The sequence below is a fragment of the Betaproteobacteria bacterium genome (assembly GCA_016709965.1).
Lineage (GTDB): Bacteria > Pseudomonadota > Gammaproteobacteria > Burkholderiales > Rhodocyclaceae > Azonexus > Azonexus amarohabitans.
This window is the reverse complement of the sequence record JADJLT010000001.1, coordinates 946,275-966,029: the sequence shown is the minus strand read 5'-3', so window position 1 is coordinate 966,029 and position 19,755 is coordinate 946,275. Positions and strand designations below refer to the sequence as shown.

At 58.6% G+C, this 19,755-nt stretch carries 17 protein-coding genes; 4 read left to right on the top strand and 13 right to left on the bottom strand.

Annotated features, from left to right (window positions below):
• Positions 1 to 29: 29 nt before the first annotated feature.
• The 5 genes from IPJ12_04825 to IPJ12_04805 all read right to left on the bottom strand — a co-directional run bounded on the left by IPJ12_04825 (position 30) and on the right by IPJ12_04805 (position 4,245).
• Complete coding sequence (locus IPJ12_04825) at positions 30 to 749, bottom strand: UDP-2,3-diacylglucosamine diphosphatase (GenBank protein MBK7646492.1); 720 nt, start codon at positions 747 to 749, stop codon at positions 30 to 32.
• Positions 746 to 1,237, bottom strand: a complete 492-nt coding sequence (locus tag IPJ12_04820) for a peptidyl-prolyl cis-trans isomerase (GenBank protein MBK7646491.1) — start codon at positions 1,235 to 1,237, stop codon at positions 746 to 748. Before IPJ12_04820 ends, IPJ12_04825 begins: the two co-directional genes overlap by 4 nt.
• Before the next feature lie 10 nt (positions 1,238 to 1,247).
• A complete protein-coding gene (locus tag IPJ12_04815; GenBank protein ID MBK7646490.1) occupies positions 1,248 to 1,820 on the bottom strand; it encodes a peptidyl-prolyl cis-trans isomerase in 573 nt (190 codons plus the stop codon).
• Positions 1,820 to 2,995, bottom strand: a complete 1,176-nt coding sequence (locus IPJ12_04810) for a L,D-transpeptidase family protein (protein ID MBK7646489.1) — start codon at positions 2,993 to 2,995, stop codon at positions 1,820 to 1,822. The genes IPJ12_04815 and IPJ12_04810 overlap by 1 nt, the downstream gene beginning before the upstream one ends.
• A 116-nt stretch (positions 2,996 to 3,111) precedes the next feature.
• Positions 3,112 to 4,245, bottom strand: coding sequence for a tetratricopeptide repeat protein (locus IPJ12_04805; GenBank protein MBK7646488.1), 1,134 nt, complete (start codon positions 4,243 to 4,245; stop codon positions 3,112 to 3,114).
• 105 nt (positions 4,246 to 4,350) lie between these two features.
• Between IPJ12_04805 and IPJ12_04800 the strand changes: the two genes are divergently transcribed.
• The gene (locus tag IPJ12_04800; protein ID MBK7646487.1) at positions 4,351 to 5,721 is read left to right on the top strand and encodes a cysteine--tRNA ligase; all 1,371 of its coding nucleotides are present in this window, start codon (positions 4,351 to 4,353) and stop codon (positions 5,719 to 5,721) included.
• 81 nt (positions 5,722 to 5,802) lie between these two features.
• On the opposite strand, the gene IPJ12_04795 is transcribed toward IPJ12_04800, so the two are convergent.
• The 4 genes from IPJ12_04795 to grpE form a co-directional block, all read right to left on the bottom strand.
• Positions 5,803 to 6,942, bottom strand: a complete 1,140-nt coding sequence (locus IPJ12_04795) for an ABC transporter substrate-binding protein (protein MBK7646486.1) — start codon at positions 6,940 to 6,942, stop codon at positions 5,803 to 5,805.
• 214 nt (positions 6,943 to 7,156) lie between these two features.
• Positions 7,157 to 8,275 (bottom strand): molecular chaperone DnaJ, encoded by a 1,119-nt coding sequence (gene dnaJ, locus IPJ12_04790; GenBank protein ID MBK7646485.1) that lies wholly within the window; start codon positions 8,273 to 8,275, stop codon positions 7,157 to 7,159.
• Between the two features lie 82 nt (positions 8,276 to 8,357).
• Positions 8,358 to 10,298 (bottom strand): molecular chaperone DnaK, encoded by a 1,941-nt coding sequence (dnaK, locus tag IPJ12_04785; GenBank protein ID MBK7646484.1) that lies wholly within the window; start codon positions 10,296 to 10,298, stop codon positions 8,358 to 8,360.
• Between the two features lie 121 nt (positions 10,299 to 10,419).
• Positions 10,420 to 10,986, bottom strand: coding sequence for a nucleotide exchange factor GrpE (gene grpE / locus IPJ12_04780; protein MBK7646483.1), 567 nt, complete (start codon positions 10,984 to 10,986; stop codon positions 10,420 to 10,422).
• Between the two features lie 150 nt (positions 10,987 to 11,136).
• Here grpE and IPJ12_04775 point away from each other — a divergent pair, with 150 nt between their 5' ends.
• Positions 11,137 to 12,501, top strand: a complete 1,365-nt coding sequence (locus tag IPJ12_04775; protein ID MBK7646482.1) for a protein kinase — start codon at positions 11,137 to 11,139, stop codon at positions 12,499 to 12,501.
• Positions 12,502 to 12,540: 39 nt separating this feature from the next.
• Here the strand turns inward: IPJ12_04775 and IPJ12_04770 are convergent, their stop codons facing one another.
• From IPJ12_04770 to hrcA, 4 genes are all read right to left on the bottom strand, one after another.
• On the bottom strand, positions 12,541 to 14,160 hold the full coding sequence (locus IPJ12_04770; protein MBK7646481.1) for a methyl-accepting chemotaxis protein: 1,620 nt from the start codon (positions 14,158 to 14,160) through the stop codon (positions 12,541 to 12,543).
• A 301-nt stretch (positions 14,161 to 14,461) separates the two neighbouring features.
• Positions 14,462 to 14,908 (bottom strand): thioredoxin TrxC, encoded by a 447-nt coding sequence (gene trxC, locus IPJ12_04765; protein ID MBK7646480.1) that lies wholly within the window; start codon positions 14,906 to 14,908, stop codon positions 14,462 to 14,464.
• 51 nt (positions 14,909 to 14,959) lie between these two features.
• Positions 14,960 to 16,063 (bottom strand): ferrochelatase, encoded by a 1,104-nt coding sequence (locus tag IPJ12_04760; protein ID MBK7646479.1) that lies wholly within the window; start codon positions 16,061 to 16,063, stop codon positions 14,960 to 14,962.
• Positions 16,063 to 17,091, bottom strand: a complete 1,029-nt coding sequence (gene hrcA / locus IPJ12_04755; GenBank protein MBK7646478.1) for a heat-inducible transcriptional repressor HrcA — start codon at positions 17,089 to 17,091, stop codon at positions 16,063 to 16,065. The genes IPJ12_04760 and hrcA overlap by 1 nt, the downstream gene beginning before the upstream one ends.
• 47 nt (positions 17,092 to 17,138) lie before the next feature.
• On the opposite strand from hrcA, the gene IPJ12_04750 reads away from it, so the two are divergent.
• Together IPJ12_04750 and recN are read left to right on the top strand one after the other, a co-directional pair.
• The gene (locus tag IPJ12_04750; GenBank protein ID MBK7646477.1) at positions 17,139 to 18,068 is read left to right on the top strand and encodes an NAD kinase; all 930 of its coding nucleotides are present in this window, start codon (positions 17,139 to 17,141) and stop codon (positions 18,066 to 18,068) included.
• Positions 18,068 to 19,726: a DNA repair protein RecN gene (recN, locus tag IPJ12_04745; GenBank protein MBK7646476.1), complete on the top strand. Its 1,659-nt coding sequence runs from the start codon at positions 18,068 to 18,070 to the stop codon at positions 19,724 to 19,726. Before IPJ12_04750 ends, recN begins: the two co-directional genes overlap by 1 nt.
• Positions 19,727 to 19,755: the final 29 nt, after the last annotated feature.

Genomic DNA, 19,755 nt, shown 5'->3' with positions numbered 1-19,755 from the left:
ACCGGAAATTTTGGTCAAAATTGAAATGTTCACTGGATGGCTTCGCGACTCAGTGACTCGCCATCCCAGACCAGCGCTTCGGCCCGGTCCTCGTGCCAGTCCGACAGAACCCAGCGTTCGACATGAATGCCATCAACGATGTGATCGTGTTTTTCCGGTCGATGCGTGTGGCCGTGAATGAAGGTGCAATAGCCGTGGTCGCGCAGGAAATCGTCAGTCGCCGGGCCATTAAGATCGGCATAAACATAGTTTTCGCTGCGCTTGCGCCGGGCGCTGCGCCAGCGGATGTAGCGGCCGAGCAGGCTGCGCAGGAAACGCGGTTTGGCGCGCATTTTCCGCTGCCATTCAGGATTGCGCACCTTGGCGCGGTAGGCCATATAGGCGTGGTCATCGAGACACAGAGCATCGCCGTGCGACAGCACGAAGGACCATTCCGGCAATACCAGATCGTAAGGGTCGGGCAGTAGCGTCATGCCGGCCGCCGCAGTGAACTGTTCGCCGATGGCGAAATCGCGGTTGCCATGCATGAAGTAGGTTTTCAGCCCGGCATCGCTGGCAGCGCGTAAGGCGGCAGTGATCTGCGCCGCGTAAGGATCGTTGATGTCGTCGCCGACCCAGACCTCGAAAAGGTCGCCAAGGATGTACAGCGCCTCGGCCTGACGGGCACGACCGGCAAGAAAGCTGAGGAACAAACGAGTCGCCCCGGGTGACCGGGGCGACAGGTGCAGATCAGAGATGAAGAAGATCAAACGATCTCGGCCTTCTCGATGATCACATCCTCAGCCGGTACGTCCTGATGGAAACCCTTGGTGCCGGTCTTGACGGCGCGAATCTTGTCGACCACATCAAGACCATCGACAACTTCGCCGAACACGCAGTAGCCCCAGCCTTGGCCCGAAGGCGCCTTGAAGTCGAGGAAATCGTTGTCAACGGTGTTGATGAAGAACTGTGCGGTGGCTGAATGCGGATCGTTGGTGCGGGCCATGGCGACGGTGCCGCGCTTGTTCTTCAGGCCATTGCCAGCCTCATTCTCAATCGGCGCCTTGCATTCCTTCTGCTTCATGCCCGGCTCCATGCCGCCGCCCTGGATCATGAAGTTCTTGATGACGCGGTGAAAGACGGTGTTGTTGTAGTGACCGGCTTCAACATAGGAAATGAAGTTGGCGACCGTCTTCGGGGCCTTCTCGGCGTCGAGGTTGAGGGTAATGACACCGTGATTGGTGGTGAGCTTGATCATTGGGTAATCCTTATTTTTCGGAGATGATTTTGACGTTCTGGATGACGACTGGGGTGGTCGGAACGTTTTCGTAATAGCCAGCGTTGCCTGTCGGCACTTTGGCAATCTTGTCGACGACATCCATGCCTTGGGTAACTTTGCCGAAGACGGCATAGCCCCAGCCGCGCGGGTCGCCGGAGGTTTTGTGATTCAGGAAGTCGTTGTCCTTCAGGTTGATGAAGAACTGGACGCGGGCTGAATGCGGGTCCTGTGTACGGGCCATGGCAACGGTGCCCCGCTCATTTTTCAGGCCGTTGGTGGCTTCGTTCTGCAGCGCCGGGGTCAAGGTTTTCTTTTCTTCCATGGCCCGGTTGAAACCGCCGCCCTGAATCATGAAACCGTCGATGACGCGATGGAAAATGGTTGCTTCGTAAAAACCGTGCTTGGCGTTGAACAGGAACATTTCGACGGTCTTCGGCGCTTTTTCCGGAAACAGCTCAAGCGTGAATGTTCCCAGGTTGGTCGTCATCTCGACGGTCGGGGCTGCCCACACGGCCAGCGAGGCCAGCAGGCCGGCAGCGAGTGCAGAAACTTGTTTCAACATCAGGCACTTCCTTCATAAATGATTTTCCACTGTCCATCTTCACGCAGCCAGTACTGGCGCTTCTTCATCTGATTGTCCAGATTATTGCTGTGATAATCCTGGTCAAAAGTGACGACGACGACTTCTTCCTTGCCCGGATTGCGGAAGACGGACAGGTTGTCTACCTTCAGCTTGATCCATTCCTTGCTGGCATTGACCTGCATTTTCTGGGCGGCGAATTCGTCAAAACTCTGGTTGCCGGATTTGAAGCGCTTCGAGTAGTGCTTCAGGTAGCGCTCGGTATCGCGGCTTTCCCAGTCGGCACGCCAGGTTTCGATCGTCTTGTTCAGTTCGCCGCGTTCCTTGGCCCAGTCATCCAGTGAAAGCCACTCGACCGAGGGGCTGATGATCACGGGGGTCAGGCCCACCTGCAAATCCTTGGCGACTACATCCAGATCCTGATTGGTCAGCACAACACAACCGTCAGAGGCGCGAGGCGGACGGGCGAAGGTGTTGGAAGGCGTGCCGTGCAGCCAGATGCCGCTGCCACTGCGACCTTGATGCTTGTCCCACTCATTGGGATAACTGAGTGGGAAGGCGCCGCTGCCGTACAGGTCGGCCAGCTTCTGCTTGGGAAGATTGGCGGTAACGTGATAAACCCCTACCGGGGTCTTCTTGTCGCCTTCACTGACCTTTTCGGCACCCAGCTTGCCCTGGGTGATGTAATAGTCGGCAACAAATCGTGGTCGTCCGCCATTGCTCTTGTCGTTCTCATACAGATACAGCCGTGAGCGTTTAGTGTCGACCACGATGGCGAAATGCTGATCCGGCTGCATCTGCAGCAGATAGCGCGGCACGAAATTGGTCGGCGGCTTTTCGCGATAGGCATTGAGACGGGCAATGGCTTCAGCGCGCAGGTCGGCAACCTTGTCGGCGGGTGCGTCGTTTAGTGCGCCAAAGGAGCGAATCGGTTGCGTACGGGCGAGCAGCAGGTCACCCTTGATCAGGTTCGCCAGACGGTAATTCGGATGCTGGCGCAGCAGTGATTCGGTGAGCTGCAGCGCGTTGTTCAGGCGATTGGCTTCAATTTCCTTGAAAATTCTAGCCAGGGTTTCTTCCGGACCGGAGTCCGAAACAACGGCCGAAAATGCAGATTCGGTGCTGTTCTGCTCAGCCGTTTGCCGCGTTAGCGCAATCGTTGATAGTTCGTTTACGGTGACGGCGGAGGCCGTCGGCCTTTCTGACAAACGTGCTGCTGCACCGGCGGCCAGTAGCACCGCCAGCCCGGGGAGAATGAATTTACGGCTGAATTTCACCGTGCGTTTTCTTCCTTGATCAGCCATTTGCTACCCGAGCGTACAAAGACCAGTGTTTTCGTGGTGGAACTGCTCAGGCTGGATGCCTTGTAGTGCTGGCGAAACTTGGCTGTCGCCTTGTCGCCATTGATGGTGACTTGTGGGTCGTCGAAGGTGACGGAGATCTTCCCACCCTTGCCGGCAATACGCTGTTCGCGTTCTTTTTCCCAAGCTTTGCGGCTCATGCCGTTAGGCGTGTCGAAGCTGCTGGCGTAGGCGTTCAGATAGCCTCTCATGTCTTTGCGTGACCAGGCATCAGCCCATGCCGAGATGGCCTTGATGACTTCGTCGCTGCCGGCGGCTGCCTTGGTCGGAGCTGGCGTTGGTGCCGGTGCCGGCTTGGTTGCCGGTGCTACAGCCGTCGAAGTGGTGGCTGCGGCTGCGCCCGGCGTGGAGGCGATGATCGTGGCGGTTGCCGGCGCCGTCGGCGCCGCTGGCTTTGCGACAACCGGGGGCGTCGGTACGGGCGCGGCAGCTGGTGCGACCGGGGGAGGCGCAATGGGAGCGGCCGCCACGACAGGCGTTGCTTGCGGCTTGACATTGCCCTTGCCGGACGTGGTGATCAGGTCACGGATCAGGGCCAGCTTGTTCTGGGTCGCCGAATTGGCGTTATCCAGTTGCAGCGCCTTGTCGTAGGCCTGGCTGGCCAGCTTGGCGTAGACATCGCCGAGGTTTTCGTAGGCAATGGCATATGACGGATGAGTCCTTATTGCCATTTCAAGCGCCGTGCGAGCCTTGTCGTATTGTTTTTGCTGGGCGTAAAGCACCGCCAGATTATTGTAAGGCTCCGGCAGCTCCGGATAGTCTTCCGAAAGCTTGGTGAACACGCCAATGGCATCGGCCGGCTTGTTCATCTCGGTATAGATAAGTCCCTTCAGAAAGCGACCCTGGGCATCCTTGGGCTTGTTGCTCAGATAGGCATCCACTTTTTCCAGTGCTTGCGGGTACTGCCCTTGCTTGATCAGACGTTGTACTTCCGGCAGGTTGTCGGCAAAAGCGGGGGCGCCAAAACCGATGGCCAAGCCGATCGCCAGTGCACGCAGCGTCTTGAGCTGCTGAAAACGGGGCTGGAGCAGGGAAATAGAGGTCATCGCTATGCTATACTTTTCGGGGTTATACAATCCAACGATTCTACCAAAAACGTCGGTGATTCCATAGGGATTCGCAAACCGGCGCCGCCCTGAATTGCTCCCGGCATGCTCAAGATATACAACTCCCTCAAGCGCGAAAAACAGGTTTTCACCCCGATCGAACCCAACAAGGTTCGCATGTATGTCTGCGGCATGACTGTCTATGATTACTGCCACCTCGGGCATGCCCGGGTCATGGTTGTTTTCGACATGGTGTATCGCTGGTTGAGGGCCTCGGGTTACGACGTTACCTATGTCCGCAACATTACGGATATTGACGACAAGATCATCAAGCGGGCGGCCGAGAATGGCGAAACGATTCAGCAACTGACCAATCGATTTATCGGCTACATGCACGAAGATGCCGATGCGCTCGGTGTTTTGCGCCCTGATCACGAGCCGCGGGCGACGGATTATGTGCCGGAAATGCTTGACCTGATCGGCAAGCTGGAAGCCAGCGGTCTGGCTTATCAGGCGGTGGATGGTGACGTAAATTATGCGGTGCGCAAGTTTCCCGGTTACGGCAAGCTGTCTGGCAAGTCGCTTGACGATTTGCGTGCCGGTGAGCGGGTGGAAATCGATTCGGCCAAGCAGGACCCGCTTGATTTCGTGTTGTGGAAGCATGCCAAGCCGGGTGAGCCAGCATGGCAATCGCCTTGGGGCGAAGGGCGTCCGGGTTGGCACATTGAGTGTTCGGCCATGAGCTCGACGATACTCGGCAAGCATTTTGACATTCATGGAGGCGGTCAGGATTTGCAGTTCCCGCACCACGAGAATGAAATTGCCCAGTCCGAAGGGGCGAATTGCTGCGACTACGTCAATTACTGGATGCACAACGGCTTCGTTCGTGTCGACAACGAGAAGATGTCGAAGTCGCTGGGCAATTTCTTCACGATTCGTACCGTACTTGAGCAGTTCGATGCCGAAGTGGTGCGCTATTTCATCCTGCGCGCCCATTACCGCAGTGCGCTGAACTATTCCGATGCGCATCTCGACGACGCAAAGCGCAGCCTGGACAGCCTGTATTTCACCTTGCGTGACGTGCCGCCGGTGATAGCTGCCATTGACTGGACAAATGACTTCGCCGCGCGCTTTGCCGCTGCGCTGAACGAAGATTTCGACTCGCATGGTGCAGTGGCCGTGCTCTTTGAGTTGGCGGCCGAGGCGAATCGACAGAAAAGTGGCGAGTTGTCCGGGCTCTTGAAGATGCTGGGTGGCTTGATCGGCCTGCTTGAACGGGAGCCCATGGCGTATTTGCAGGGTGGAGCCGCTGCCGGGGGGCTGGACGAGGCGGCCATCGAGCAAATGATAGCCGACCGTGCCGCGGCCAAGAAGGCAAAGAATTTTGCCGAGTCGGATCGCATTCGTGACGTGCTGAAGGCGGCTGGCATCGCGCTGGATGACAGCGCCCAGGGAACAAGCTGGCGTCGAGCCTGATCAGGCCGAGGCGAGAGAAGTAAAAAAATCGGCCCTTTACCGGGCCGATTTTTATTGGCTTTTTATTGGTCTCTTGATGCCTTATTTCAGGATCTTGCCGCCTGCACCGATGACCGTCAGTTCGATAAAACGGGATCCGGGCCGTGAATTGCTGTCATAGCTGAGCTGGTAGCCGCCCAAATCGGTGTTGTTCAGGCCTTCCAGTGCCGTGACCAGTTTCTCGCGGGTGAGATCCTTGCCGGCGTGCTTCAGGCCTTCGACCATGGTCCGGGCCATCAGGTAGGCTTCCAGACCGTAGTAGGAGTAGGCGGTTTTGGCCGACAGCTTTTGATACTCGCGAACGACCGGGACGACGTTGTTCCATGGGTAGGGAACCACCTGGGAAATGCCGATTCCGCGGGCGTCTGCGCCCAGTTCTGCCGTCAAGAAGGCGGGGCCAATGGGTGACAAGGTCGTCAGCATTGGATTTTGGCCAGCCTTCTTCATGGCTTTGACGAAGGCGGCGGTTGGTTTGTAGAGGGTGACCATGACCACTGCTTGCGGGTTTGTCTTGGCGATGGTTTCGACCGCCTTGGTGACATCCAGCGAGTTGCGCTCGACGGTGCCGACGGCTGCAGGGGCGAGCTTGTGCTTCTTGAGTGCCGCTGTCACGCCATCGAGACCGGATTTGCCGAAACCATCGTTCTGGTAGAAGACAGCGATGTTTTTCAGGCCGATGGAGACCATCTGGTCGATGATGACTTGCGTTTCATCGGCATAGCTGGCGCGGACGTTGAACATATAACGCGAATTCGGATTGCTGCTGACCGGTTCGCGCAAGGAGGCAGCGCCGGATATGGTGCCCACCAGCGGTACGCCGGCGGGACCGAAGACCGTGTTCATGGCTTCGGTGGTCGGGCTGGAGCCGTAGTAGGCGAGCAGTGCAAAAGCGTTCTTGTCCTTGATCAGTGCTTTGGTGTTGGCGACCGTGCGCTCGGTTTCATAACCATCGTCCAGGGCAATCAGTTCCAGTTTGCGACCATTGATGCCGCCTGCCTTGTTGATCTGGTTGAAATAGGCCTCGATGGTTTGCCGCATGTCGATGCCGTAAGCGCCAGTTGGCCCGGTGAAGGGCGCAGACATGCCGAGGGTGATGGTGCTGGCGGTAATGCCGGGTTCCGCGCAGCACAACGCAGAAAAAGCCATGGCGCCAATCGCGGCCAGTCGTTTGATGACTCGCATGTATCTACCCCAGTTTTCGCTTTAACCCGATGATTCTATCAGTCAAAAGTCGCGCAGGGGGCGGGATCACGGCTCTCAGTGGTGAATTTCCGGGTGCCACGGTCAACCGGAAAAAATGGCCAAAAATGAAAAAGCCCCGGGGCCGAAAACTTTGGCTGACCGGGGCTGGCTTTCTTCACTAGCAGTGGCGGTTTGCCACGACCAGGAACGCGCATCATTCGGCGAAAAAGTCCTTAACCTTGTCCATCCACGATTTGGAGCGTGGATTGTGCTTGCCGGTATCGTGGCTCGATTCTTCCAGTTCGCGCAGCAGTTCCTTCTGGCGGTCGGTCAGATTGACCGGCGTTTCGACAACCACGTGACACAACAGGTCGCCATGGGTGTGACTGCGAACGCCCTTGATGCCTTTGCCACGCAGACGGAAGACACGCCCCGACTGGGTTTCAGCCGGAATCTTGATGGCCGCGGCACCGTCCAGTGTCGGGATTTCAATTTCGCCACCGAGTGCTGCCGCGGTGAAGGAAATTGGCATCTCGCAATGCAGGTCGTTGTGGTCACGGGTGAAGACGGCGTGCTGTTTGAGATGAATCTGTACGTACAGGTCGCCCGAGGGGCCACCATTGACGCCATGTTCACCTTCGCCGGACAAACGTATGCGATCGCCCTCATCCACGCCGGCCGGGATTTTTACAGCCAGCGTCTTGTGTTGCTTGACGCGGCCAGCGCCGTCGCAGCTCTTGCAAGGGTCGGCAATGAAGCGGCCAGTACCGTGGCACTTGTGGCAGGTCTGCTGGATCGAGAAAAAACCTTGCTGCAGTCGCACCTGGCCAGAGCCGCCACAGGTCGGGCAGGTCTTGGGTTGGGTGCCCGGCTTGGCGCCACTGCCGTGACAGGGCTCGCAGACTTCCATGGTCGGAATGCGAATCTTCGTTTCCGTGCCGTGGGCAGCCTGTTCCAGCGTGATTTCCAGGTTGTAGCGCAGGTCGGCACCACGATAGATGTTGGAACGACCACCGCCGCCGCCACCGCGGCCACCGAAAATTTCGTCGAAGATGCCGCCGAAAGCGTCGGCAAATCCACCGCCGCCGCCGCCCATGCCCGCCTGCTGCTCGATGCCGGCGTGACCATACTGGTCGTAGGCAGCACGCTTCTGGCTATCCGACAGGATTTCGTAGGCTTCCTTGGCTTCCTTGAACTTCTCCTCGGCCGCCGGATTGTCCGGGTTACGGTCGGGGTGATGTTTCATGGCCATCTTGCGGTAGGCCTTCTTGATCTCGTCTTCGCTGGCGTCGCGATTGACGCCAAGCACTTCGTAAAAATCGCGTTTTGACATTTGTTCTACCCGTCAAGTGACAAAGGCGCCGAGCGCCGCCGGAAGTTCCGGTAGGCTCGGCGCCGGGCCGTGTGGCCGGAAATTACTTCTTGTCTTTGTTCACTTCGGTGAATTCGGCATCGACGACATCGCCTTCGACGGTCTTTTCGCCACCAGCCTGTTGCTGACCCGCTGCATCAGCGGCAGCGCCTTCAGCCTGTTGCTGCTGGGCATACATCTTTTCACCCAGTTTCTGGGCGGCAGCCGACAGGGCTTCGGTCTTGGCGGTGATGGTTTCCTTGTCGCCTTCGCGCAGCACGTCCTCGACATCCTTGATGGCGGCTTCGATGGTGGCCTTTTCGGCCGCGTCGAGCTTGTCGCCGTACTCGGTCAGCGATTTCTTGACCATGTGCACCATGCCGTCGGCCTGGTTGCGGGCATCGGCCAGTTCGTGCGCCTTCTTGTCGTCTTCGGCGTGCAGCTCGGCATCCTTGACCATGGCCTGGATTTCAGCCTCGCTCAAGCCGGAGTTGGCCTTGATCGTGATCTTGTTTTCCTTGCCGGTGGCCTTGTCCTTGGCGGTCACGTGCATGATGCCGTTGGCGTCGATGTCGAAGGTGACTTCGATCTGCGGCGTACCACGCGGTGCCGGCGGGATGCCTTCGAGGTTGAACTGGCCCAGGCTCTTGTTGCCGGAAGCGACTTCGCGCTCGCCCTGCAGCACGTGGATGGTCACGGCAGACTGGCTGTCATCGGCGGTCGAGAAGACTTGCGAGGCCTTGGTCGGGATCGTCGTGTTCTTCTGGATCAGCTTGGTCATGATGCCGCCCAGGGTTTCGATACCGAGCGACAGCGGGGTGACGTCAAGGAGCAGCACGTCCTTGACTTCGCCTTGCAGCACGCCGCCCTGGATGGCAGCACCGACGGCAACGGCTTCGTCAGGATTGACGTCCTTGCGCGGTTCCTTGCCGAAGATTTCCTTGACCTTTTCCTGCACCTTGGGCATGCGGGACTGACCGCCGACCAGGATGATGTCGTCGATGTCGCTGATCTTGCAGCCGGCATCCTTCAGTGCCATGACGCACGGGGCAACGGTACGCTCGACCAGTTCATCGACCAGCGATTCGAACTTGGCGCGGGTGACCTTCAGGGCCAGGTGCTTCGGACCTGAGGCGTCAGCGGTGATGTAAGGCAGGTTGATTTCGGTCTGCTGGCTGGAGGACAGCTCGATCTTGGCCTTTTCAGCGGCTTCTTTCAGGCGCTGCAGGGCCAGGACGTCGGCCTTCAGGTTGACGCCGGATTCCTTCTTGAATTCGTCGATGATGTAGTCGATCAGGCGCTGGTCGAAGTCTTCGCCGCCGAGGAAGGTGTCGCCATTGGTGGCCAGCACTTCAAACTGCGTTTCGCCGTCGACATTGGCGATTTCAATGATCGAGATGTCGAACGTGCCGCCGCCGAGGTCATAAACGGCGATCTTGCGGTCACTCTTGCTGGTCTTGTCCATGCCGAAGGCGAGGGCAGCAGCGGTCGGCTCGTTGATGATTCGCTTGACTTCCAGACCGGCGATGCGGCCGGCGTCCTTGGTCGCCTGGCGCTGGCTGTCGTTGAAGTAGGCCGGCACGGTGATGACGGCTTCGGTCACTTCTTCGCCGAGGTAGTCTTCGGCGGTCTTCTTCATCTTGCGCAGCACTTCGGCAGACACCTGCGGCGGGGCGATTTTCTTGTCGCGCGCTTCAACCCAGGCGTCGCCGTTGTCGGCCTTGACGATCTTGAAAGGCATCAGGGCGATGTCCTTCTGTACTTCCTTCTCTTCGAAGCGGCGGCCGATCAGGCGCTTGACTGCGTACAGCGTGTTCTTCGGGTTGGTGACAGCCTGGCGCTTGGCCGGGGCGCCGCACAGGATTTCGCCATCTTCGGTGTAGCCGATGACGGACGGCGTGGTGCGTGCGCCTTCGGCGTTTTCGATAACCTTCGGCTGGCCGCCTTCCATGATGGCGACGCAGGAGTTGGTGGTGCCGAGGTCAATACCAATGATCTTGCCCATGATTCGTTCCTTAAAGTGAATTGCTGATGTTCGTGAGTTGGGGGCTTTGGTCCTGATTTCAAGCCGCTGGGTTCTGAATTCCTGCGGTCAACCGGAAAAAACGCCCCAAAATGAAATTTGTTTATTTGCCCTTGGCGACCATGACCAGGGCCGGACGCAGCACGCGGTCGGCGATCATGTAGCCCTTTTGCAGCACGGTGACGACGGTGTTTGCTTCCTGCTCGGAATCCACCATGCCGATGGCCTGGTGCTTGTGCGGATCGAACTTCTCGCCAGCCGGGCTGACTTCGTTCAGCGCATTCTTTTCGAAAGCGGCGCTCAGTTGCTTCAGGGTCAGTTCAACGCCGGACTTGAAGCTGTCAACTGTTTGTTCCGGCACGGCCAAAGCGGCCTCAAGGCTGTCCTTGACGGCCAGCAGTTCGCCAGCGAAACGCTCGACGGCAAATTTGTGCGCCTTGGAAATGTCATCCTGGGCGCGGCGGCGAATGTTTTCGCCCTCCGCCTTGGCGCGCAGCCAGGCATCGTAGTGTTCTGCTGCCTTCAATTCGAGGGCGCGGAATTGTTCCTCGACGCTCGGCAGGGTGTCCGTATGTACATCAACGCTTGGTCCAGCGGTCGTTTCAACGTTTGCTTCAACGAGCGGTTCATTACCCAGGGCGGGTTCCTGATTGCTTTCGGTGTTCGTCATGCGTGGTTCTCCCAAAAATCTGCAAAGCATCTGGGGGTGATTCCGCGCGTTTCAAGAGTTAGTCGAGGCTTTTTTTGAGCGGCAAAATTGATGTTCCTCGGATTGCTCGCGTGCTACGATAAATTAATGAGTTTCTATAGCGCATCCTGAATGGAAAAAATCGGCAAATATCGGGTGGTTCGCGAGCTCGGCAAGGGCGCGACCGCCACGGTATACCTCTGTGATGACCCGGATTCCGATCGCCAGGTCGCCGTCAAGGTGATCAGCTTCGGGCAGGATTGTGCGGCCATGTCGCGCCGCATGCGCAAGCTGTTCCAGAACGAGGGCATGGTCTCCAAGCGCCTCAATCACCCCAATATTGTTCAGGTTTACGAAGCCGTCGTTGAAGATGATTTCGCTTATCTGGCCATGGAGTACATCAACGGTTTCACGCTCGAAGAGAATTGCCGAATCGACAAGTTGCTGCCCATGCACCGGGTGATCGGCATTATCTTCAAATGCGCCATGGCGCTCGATGCTGCTTATCGGCAGGGCATCATCCACCGTGACATCAAGCCGGCCAACATCATGATAGCGGCCGGTGATGAGCCGAAAATTGCCGACTTTGGCCTTGCACTCAACATGAACAAGGACATGGATCGCGACTCGACCTTCATCATGGGGGTCGGCTCGCCTGCCTACATGTCGCCGGAGCAGATCAAGGGCTATCCGCTCAACCAGAAGACCGACCTCTATTCGCTCGGCGTCCTGATGTTCCAGTTGCTGACTGGCCGCCTGCCGTTTCGTGCCAATAATCAGGCGACATTGATCTATCGCATTATCAATACCGATGCGCCGGCTGTCACGGCGCTCAATCCGAACCTCCCGGAAGGCCTCAACGGCATCATGCGTCGGGCGCTGGAGAAAGATCTCTACAGTCGCTACCGCAATGGCACCGAGTTCGCCAAGGACCTGTCGGCAGTGCGTTACCAGATTCTCGACGAGGACGAGACGGTCAACGACACCAGTCATTTCGAGATGCTGCGCCGGCTCGATTTCTTCACCGAGTTTGAGAACGTTGAAATCTGGGAGGTGCTGCGGGTTTCGGTGTGGCGTGAAGTGTTGCCCAACGTGGCGCTGATCCGCCAGGGCGACCGTAACAAGTTTTTCGGCATCATCCTGTCCGGTTCTGTCGAAGTGTCGATCGATGGCAAGGCGCTGTGCCGGCTTGGTCCCAGCGAGCCGATCGGCGAGGTCGCCTATCTCCACCCAACGAATGACCTTCGCCATTCGACGGTGGTCACGCTGGAGCCGACCCATTTCCTGGAAATCAACGCGGCAGCGCTGGCCTTGTCGTCGGAAGAGCTGCTCGAACGCATGCGCAGCGGTTTGTTGTCCAAGCTGATCAAGCGCATGCGGGAAGTCAATCGAATTGCCGCTACCCACGGGACACCGGCTGTGCAGAGTACCAGTGATTCAGCACCGGGTTCTTCGTCGCGACCCGGCGGCTTGGACATGGAGCTGGCGCCGATGTAAAAACCGCCTTGTTGGGCGGTTTTGGTGGGTTTTGCCGGATTAGACCTTGAAGCGTCCGACCAGTGTTGATAGCCCTTCAGCCAGTTGCTTCAGGTCATGTGCTGCTCCGGCTGTCTGTTCAACCGTTCCCGTGTTTTCGCGCGCCATGCCGGCAATGGCTTCGATACTGCTTTCGACATCTCCCGAGAAGCGACGTTGCTGATTGGTCGCCTCGGCGATGGCATCGAGGCCGTGACCGACCTCGGTGACTGACCCATTGGTCGCTTCCAGGATGCTGGACACCGAGGTGACCGCAGCCTGGCTGCTTTCCAGATGGGACAAACCGGCCTCGATGCTGCGCCGAACGGCTACCGACTGGGCGCTAAGGCTGGCCGTGATGGTGTCGATCTCCGTGGCTGAGCGAGATGACTTTTCAGCCAGCTTGCGTACTTCATCGGCGACGACTGCAAAGCCGCGCCCCTGTTCGCCCGCCCTTGCTGCCTCAATGGCAGCGTTGAGGGCCAACAGGTTGGTCTGTTCGGCGATGTCCTTGACTTCACGGGTCATCATCGTGATTGCCTCGGTATTGCGCACGAAATTATTGACCGAGTCAGCCATTTCCTTGACGGCGCGTTCGACGACGGTCATTTCGCCGAGCAATACAGTGAGGTTGCGGCTGCCTTCGTTAGCCCGCGACAGACTCTCCTGCGATTGATGCTGGACGTGTTCCGCACTACGGGCAATCGATGAAATACTGGACACCAGTTGCTCGACGGCCGTTGCCGCCTCATTCGATTTTTCATTCTGCTGGTGCGAGCTTTGCGTCACCCGGTCAGCGCTCTCGGACAGCGCGGCAACACGGACGGTAACCTGGCTGGCGGATTCCCGGACTTGGCGGACCAGTTGGTTGAAATTTTCCATCATTTCGTTGAAAACGAGGGCTGCCTGGCCAACCTCGTCCTTGCCCTTGACGGGGAGTCGACAGGTCAGGTCACCTTCACCCCGGGCGATATCGCTCAGTCCCTTGCGCAGGTTTTCGAGCGGGGTGGTGACGAAATGATTGGTGATCAGGTAGATGATGACGAGCAGGGCTCCCAGCGCAACGATGGCAGCACCGGCAATCTTCAGCCGGAAGGCCGACACTTCGGCTTCGACGGAGTCCAGCGAAACCTTCATGCTGACAACGCCGAGCACGGTGCCTTCGGGAACCTGGTGGCAGGCAATGCAGTCCTTGCCGAGGTAGTTTTGAGAGGCTTTCGTCGGGTTGATGACGTTGAGAAATGAGCTGCCATTTGCGGTTTCGACCGACATGTAAGGCGTGCCGGTGCTCATGACCTGTTTCTCAAGCGGGGTGAGTTGTCGTGTGCTCTTGGTATCCGGGCCGAACATTTTGATGACCGCGTCGCTGCGGGCAACCTGCAAGTCCTTGATGATCGACAATTGCTTGATCTGGTCAAGAAAGACTTCGCGCTGGCCGACGGTTCCGGTGATCATCATTCCGGTCAGGCCGGCCATGGTCATTTCGTGGATGCTTTTGGAAAAATCGTGAGCCTGACGGATGGCCGTTTCGCGATTGACCTGTGTGGTCCAGACGATGGCGCTTGCCCAAATGATGGCGAGAACTACCCAGATAGCAGCAGTGAGGCGTATCCAGATCCTCAAATCAGAAAATCTTAGCATCATGTCCCCTCACGGAAGCTGCCTTGCGATCAGGCAGTCAGATCAATTTTCTGAATTGTGCCAGCACTCGTCGCTTACTGCAAAAATATTCTATAAATGCGAACTTTCTCAAATTTTCTATAGGGCTTTTTGTGAGGGCAGGCGGTGCAGTGATGTGGCTTGACGCGACTGCGGTTAACTCGCTGCACCGGGGCTGATTTCGGGGGCTGGGGTTAGCCGTTCAGGCAGCTGCATCAGGCAGATGCAGGCCGGCGCTGACGGCTTTGATGGTGTATTCGATCTCGGCGCCCGCAGGAGAGCGTCAGGGCTTGTCGAGGTGGGGCTGTATCCAGCGCTTCAGTGAACCGAGATCAAGTGCGCCGCTCTGGCGGGCGATTTCGCGACCGTTTTTGAAGATGGCCAGGGTTGGGATGCTGCGGATGTTGAAGCGGGCGGCGAGCTGCTGTTCAGCTTCGGTATCGACTTTGACCAAGCGTGCGTATGGTTCCAGATCGATGGCGGCCTGGTGGAAGTTGGGCGCCATCTGCCGGCAAGGGCCGCACCATGGTGCCCAGAAGTCGACGACGACCGGCAAATCGTTGCGTGAAATGTGGCGGTCGAAATTGGCGGCGGTCAATTCGGCAGGTTCGCCGTTGAACAGTGGCTGTTTGCAATGGCCGCAGTTCGGCGAATCTTTCAATTTTTGCGCAAAAATCCGGTTGACCGTGGAACAGTGCGGGCAGACGAGGTGAAGGCTTTCTTCAGACATCGCGAACTCCAAATATCAGGTCGTACTTATATTTGTGGTGTTTCGGATATTTCAAGAGCGGGCGCCGAACTTGATCGCTTGTCGAGCGCTGGTTTCCAGCGCGTGCGGATCGATGACGCTCTTGGTCGACCAGCCAGCCAGATGTTGTTCGGTGATGTCGGCCAGTGCCTTGATCCAGGCGTCGTCCTCGTTGAGTGCGGGGATGTAGTGGTATTCCTTGCCACCGGCCTTGATAAAGTCATCGCGGCCTTCCTGGGCGATTTCCTCCAGTGTTTCCAGGCAATCGGCGACGAAACCGGGACAGATGACATCGACGCGGCGAATGCCCTTCTGGGCCCATTCGTGCAGCGTCGGCGCGGTGTAGGGTTGCAGCCATTCAGCCTTGCCGAAACGGGACTGGAAGCAGATCTGGAATTGCTCATGCTTCAGGTTCAGGCGTTCGGCCAGCAGGCGGCCCGTCTTGTGGCATTCGCAGAAATACGGGTCGCCAAGATCCAGGCTGCGTTTCGGCAGGCCGTGGAAGCTGATGAGCAGGCGGTCTTTGTCGCCTAGGGTGCCATTGGTCTGCCAATGCTTGCGCACGGATTTTTCGAGTGCGGCCAGATAGCCTTCGTCATCATGGAAATTTCGCGTAAAGCGCATTTCTGGCTGGTTGCGAATCGTGGTCAGCCAGTTGCAGGCATCGTCGACCACGGTTGCCGTGGTGCTGGCGGCGTACTGCGGGTACATCGGCACAATCAGAATGCGCCTGGCGCCTTCGGCCTTCAGGTGGGCGAGGGTGTCGGGTATCGACGGCGAGCCGTAACGCATGGCCGAGGTAACGGTCAGGTGATGGCCGCGCTGGCCGAGCAGGCCCTTGAGCAGTTTGGCCTGACGTTCGGTATGGACGCGCAGCGGCGAGCCCTCCGGCATCCAGACGGTGGCGTACTTGGCGGCCGATTTTTTCGGTCGGATGTTGAGGATGATGCCGTTGAGGATCAGCCACCAGATGGGCTTGGGGATTTCAACAACACGCGGATCGGACAAAAACTGCTTCAGGTAACGCCGCAAGGCCGGCGCGGTCGGTGCATCCGGCGTGCCGAGATTGACGAGGACGACAGCGGTGCTGGCCGCAGTGCCGTGGCGATGCGGTGGTTCGGGGAGGAAACGGGGCATTAGTGATCAGTCTTGTAGGAGAGGGCGCTGGAAAGCAGGCGGGCGGTGATGTCGACGATGGGGATGACGCGCTCGTAGGCCATGCGCGTAGGGCCGATGACGCCGACCGAGCCGACGATCATGCCGTCGACCGAGTAGGGGGCGGCGATGACGCTGCATTCGTCGAGCGGGGCGATGCCCGATTCCCCGCCAATGAAAATTTGCACGCCCTCGGCGCGGTTGGAAATGTCGAGCAGGCCGATCAGGCTGGAGCGTTGCTCGAAAAGATCAAACAGCTCCCGCAGGCGCTTCATGTTGGACGATAACTCTTCCACATCAAGCAGGTTGCGCTCGCCGGAAATGACATAAGGGGCAGAGTTTTCAGCCATTGCCGCGTCACCGGCATCGAGCGCCAGCGCCATCAGCGGCTTGATGTCTTCGCGCAATCGCTGGATTTCGGCCGACAGGCGATGCCGAATCTGCTCGAAATCGAGGCCGGCGAAATTTTGTGTCAGGTAATTGCCGGCGCTGACCAGTTCGGAAGACGAATAAGCCTTGTCAGTCGTCACGATGCGGTTCTGCACGTCGCCGTCAGCCGTGACGATGATGAGCAGGATGCGCTTTTCGGAAAGGCTGAGGAATTCGATCTGGCGGATACGGCTGGCCTTGCGTCGCGGCGCGATAACGACACCGGCAAAATGTGACAGGCTGGAGAGCAGTTGCGAGGCACTGGCGATGATCTGGCTGGATGGTCGGCCATGCAGCGCTTCCTCCATCTGACCCATCTGCCGCGCTTCGAGCGGTTGCACCGTGAGCAAGGTGTCGACAAATAGCCGATAACCGCGCGCCGTGGGAATGCGTCCGGCCGAGGTGTGCGGGCTGGCGACGAAGCCGGCTTCTTCAAGGTCGGCCATCACATTGCGGATGGTGGCCGGGGACAGATCGAGGCCGGAAAATTTGGACAGCGCACGCGAGCCAACCGGTTGCCCGTCGGCAATATAGTGTTCGACCAGGGTTTTCAGGAGGGTGCGCGCGCGTTCATCAAGCATGGATGGATTGTACAAAAATCTGGCGTAAGCGCCGCAAGACGTTTTTTATGCAAGAATTCGATCCCATGAATAGAAGCTTCGCTTCCGCTAGTTCCCCGAGGACCATCGCACTGGTCGGCAAATACCATAGCATGGAGATTGCCGAGTCGTTGCGTCGTCTGGCCGAATATCTTTATGAGCGCGGGATTACCGTGTTCATTGAACGCGAGACGGCGGAACATATCGGCAAAAAGGTCGATCTGTCGCGTTGGGTAACCTGCGGCTTCAACGACATCGGCGCCCATGCCGACCTTGCTATCGTGCTCGGCGGCGATGGCACCATGCTCAATGCGGCGCGCCGTCTGGCCCGCTATTGTGTACCGCTGGTTGGTGTCAATCAGGGTCGCCTTGGTTTCATGACCGACATTGCCCGCGAAGATATGCTGACCTGCATGGACGATCTGATCGACGGCCGCTTTACACCAGAAGACCGAATGCTGCTGGCCGCCGAGGTGACACGTGACGGCAAGGAAATCGCCTCGAACATGGCGTTGAATGATGTCGTGGTCGACAAGGGAGCTATTGGACGGCTGATTGAATTCGAGTTGTTCATCGATGGCGAATTTATCTACAACCTTCGCTCCGATGGCCTGATCGTGTCGACGCCAACCGGTTCGACCGCCTATTCGATGTCGGCCGGCGGTCCGATTCTGCATCCGACCACCGCCGGCATCGCCCTTGTGCCGCTCTGCCCGCATGCCTTGAGCAACCGGCCCATTATCGTCAACGACAGTGCCGACATCGAATTGCGCATTGCCAGCGCCGACGACCCGCGCGTGCACTTCGACGGCCAGGTGACGCTCGACCTTGAGCGCAACGATTGCGTCCGCTTGCGTCGTTCCGAGCACGCCATCCGTTTCCTGCATCCGCCGGGCTACAGCTATTTCGCCATGCTGCGCCAGAAACTGCAGTGGAGTGAGCGGCCAAGAGGCACCTGATGCTGCAGCACCTGACTATTCGTGATTTCGTCATTGTCGACCGGCTGGAACTTTCGTTTTTGGCCGGTTTTGGCGCGTTGACCGGGGAAACCGGGGCCGGTAAGTCAATTTTGATCGACGCGCTGGCGCTGGCCCTTGGCGAGCGCGCCGATGCAGCTGTCGTCCGTTCCGGCTGCGACAAGGCCGAGGTGGCGGCGACTTTCGACATCGCCGGCTTGCCGCAGGTCGGTGAGTGGTTGTCGGCCAACGATTTCGACCGCGATAGCGAATTGCTGCTGCGCCGCGTCGTCGATGCCGGTGGCCGTTCCCGTGCCTACATCAACGGCTCGCCGGCCACCGTCCAGCAGATGCGCGAAGTCGGCGAATGGTTGGTCGATATCCACGGCCAGCATGCCCATCAGTCGCTGTTGCGTGCGGAAGCCCAACGCACGCTGCTCGATACGCACGCCGGCTTGATCGGACAAGCGCGTGAAGTCAGCGCCGCCTGGAAAGTCTGGCGCGATGCCGAGCAAATGCTGCGCACGGCCAGTCAAAGCGCCGACTCCTTGCAGCGCGAACGTGATCAGTTGCAATGGCAAATCGGTGAACTCGATGCGCTGGCCTTTGGCGAAGACGAATGGGCGACGCTCGATGTTGAGCACCGCCGCCTCGGCCATGCCGCCAGCCTGATCGAAGGCGCCCAATACGCGCTGGCTGTGCTCTCGGAAGATGACGCCGCCTGTGAACGGCAGATCGATAGCGTCGCCACCCGCCTGTCCAATCTGGCGGAATACGATCCGGCGCTGGAAGAGGTGGCCGATCTGATCGGCTCCGTGCAGGCAGAGCTATCCGACGCCGTGTCGACCTTGCGCCGTTATGCCGACCGGGCTGATCTGGACCCGGCCCGTCTGGCCCAGGTTGAGCGCCGCATGGAAGCGGTGATGACTCATTCCCGCAAAAATCGTGTGCAGCCGCCGGAGCTGCCTGGATTACTGGCCGGTTGGCGGCAGCGCTTGGCCGAGCTCGATGAGTCGGCCGATTTGGCGGCACTGGAAACCAAGCTTGTCGCCGCCAAAGCGGCCTATCTGACGATTGCCCAAAAGCTCTCGGTCGGCCGCAAGAATGCCGCCATCGAGATGGGCAAGGCGGTGAGCGAAATCATGCGTCAGCTGGCACTGTCGTCCGGTCGTTTCGAAGTGGCCTTGCCAATGCTTGCAGACGGTGCAGTCTACGGGCTGGAACAGGTCGAATTCCGCATCGGCGGCCTCGCCGGCAACGAAGCCAAGCCACTGGCCAAGGTCGCCTCTGGCGGCGAACTCTCGCGCATCAGCCTGGCCATTCAAGTGCTGACTTCGCGCTCGGCCAGTGTGCCGACGCTGATTTTTGATGAGGTCGATGTCGGCATTGGCGGCGGCGTCGCTGAAATTGTCGGACGCTTGTTGCGTGAACTGGGTAGTGAACGTCAGGTGCTTTGCGTCACTCATTTGCCGCAAGTCGCAGCGCAGGCCAACTGGCAATGGCAGGTCAGTAAGTCAACGCGGGATGGCGTGACGCTGAGTGCCATACAGCCGCTAAACGACGATGGCAGAGTTCAGGAAGTCGCCCGCATGCTGGGCGGGGTCGAGATTACCGAGATCACCTTGCAGCATGCCCGGGAATTGCTCCGCCTAACGGCTTGAAGCAGGTTTTTCCGATTGCCACGGTCAAC

Bases quoted from the DNA above. Each gene is read 5' to 3' on its own strand.
- hrcA (MBK7646478.1), bottom strand. From the start codon at position 17,091: ATGCTTGATGAACGCGCGCGCACCCTCCTGAAAACCCTGGTCGAACAC.
- dnaJ (MBK7646485.1), bottom strand. From the start codon at position 8,275: ATGTCAAAACGCGATTTTTACGAAGTGCTTGGCGTCAATCGCGACGCC.
- IPJ12_04750 (MBK7646477.1), top strand. From the start codon at position 17,139: ATGCAAGAATTCGATCCCATGAATAGAAGCTTCGCTTCCGCTAGTTCC.
- IPJ12_04775 (MBK7646482.1), top strand. From the start codon at position 11,137: ATGGAAAAAATCGGCAAATATCGGGTGGTTCGCGAGCTCGGCAAGGGC.
- IPJ12_04800 (MBK7646487.1), top strand. From the start codon at position 4,351: ATGCTCAAGATATACAACTCCCTCAAGCGCGAAAAACAGGTTTTCACC.
- grpE (MBK7646483.1), bottom strand. From the start codon at position 10,986: ATGACGAACACCGAAAGCAATCAGGAACCCGCCCTGGGTAATGAACCG.
- recN (MBK7646476.1), top strand. From the start codon at position 18,068: ATGCTGCAGCACCTGACTATTCGTGATTTCGTCATTGTCGACCGGCTG.
- IPJ12_04760 (MBK7646479.1), bottom strand. From the start codon at position 16,063: ATGCCCCGTTTCCTCCCCGAACCACCGCATCGCCACGGCACTGCGGCC.
- IPJ12_04795 (MBK7646486.1), bottom strand. From the start codon at position 6,942: ATGCGAGTCATCAAACGACTGGCCGCGATTGGCGCCATGGCTTTTTCT.
- dnaK (MBK7646484.1), bottom strand. From the start codon at position 10,298: ATGGGCAAGATCATTGGTATTGACCTCGGCACCACCAACTCCTGCGTC.
- IPJ12_04770 (MBK7646481.1), bottom strand. From the start codon at position 14,160: ATGCTAAGATTTTCTGATTTGAGGATCTGGATACGCCTCACTGCTGCT.
- IPJ12_04815 (MBK7646490.1), bottom strand. From the start codon at position 1,820: ATGTTGAAACAAGTTTCTGCACTCGCTGCCGGCCTGCTGGCCTCGCTG.
- IPJ12_04820 (MBK7646491.1), bottom strand. From the start codon at position 1,237: ATGATCAAGCTCACCACCAATCACGGTGTCATTACCCTCAACCTCGAC.
- IPJ12_04805 (MBK7646488.1), bottom strand. From the start codon at position 4,245: ATGACCTCTATTTCCCTGCTCCAGCCCCGTTTTCAGCAGCTCAAGACG.
- trxC (MBK7646480.1), bottom strand. From the start codon at position 14,908: ATGTCTGAAGAAAGCCTTCACCTCGTCTGCCCGCACTGTTCCACGGTC.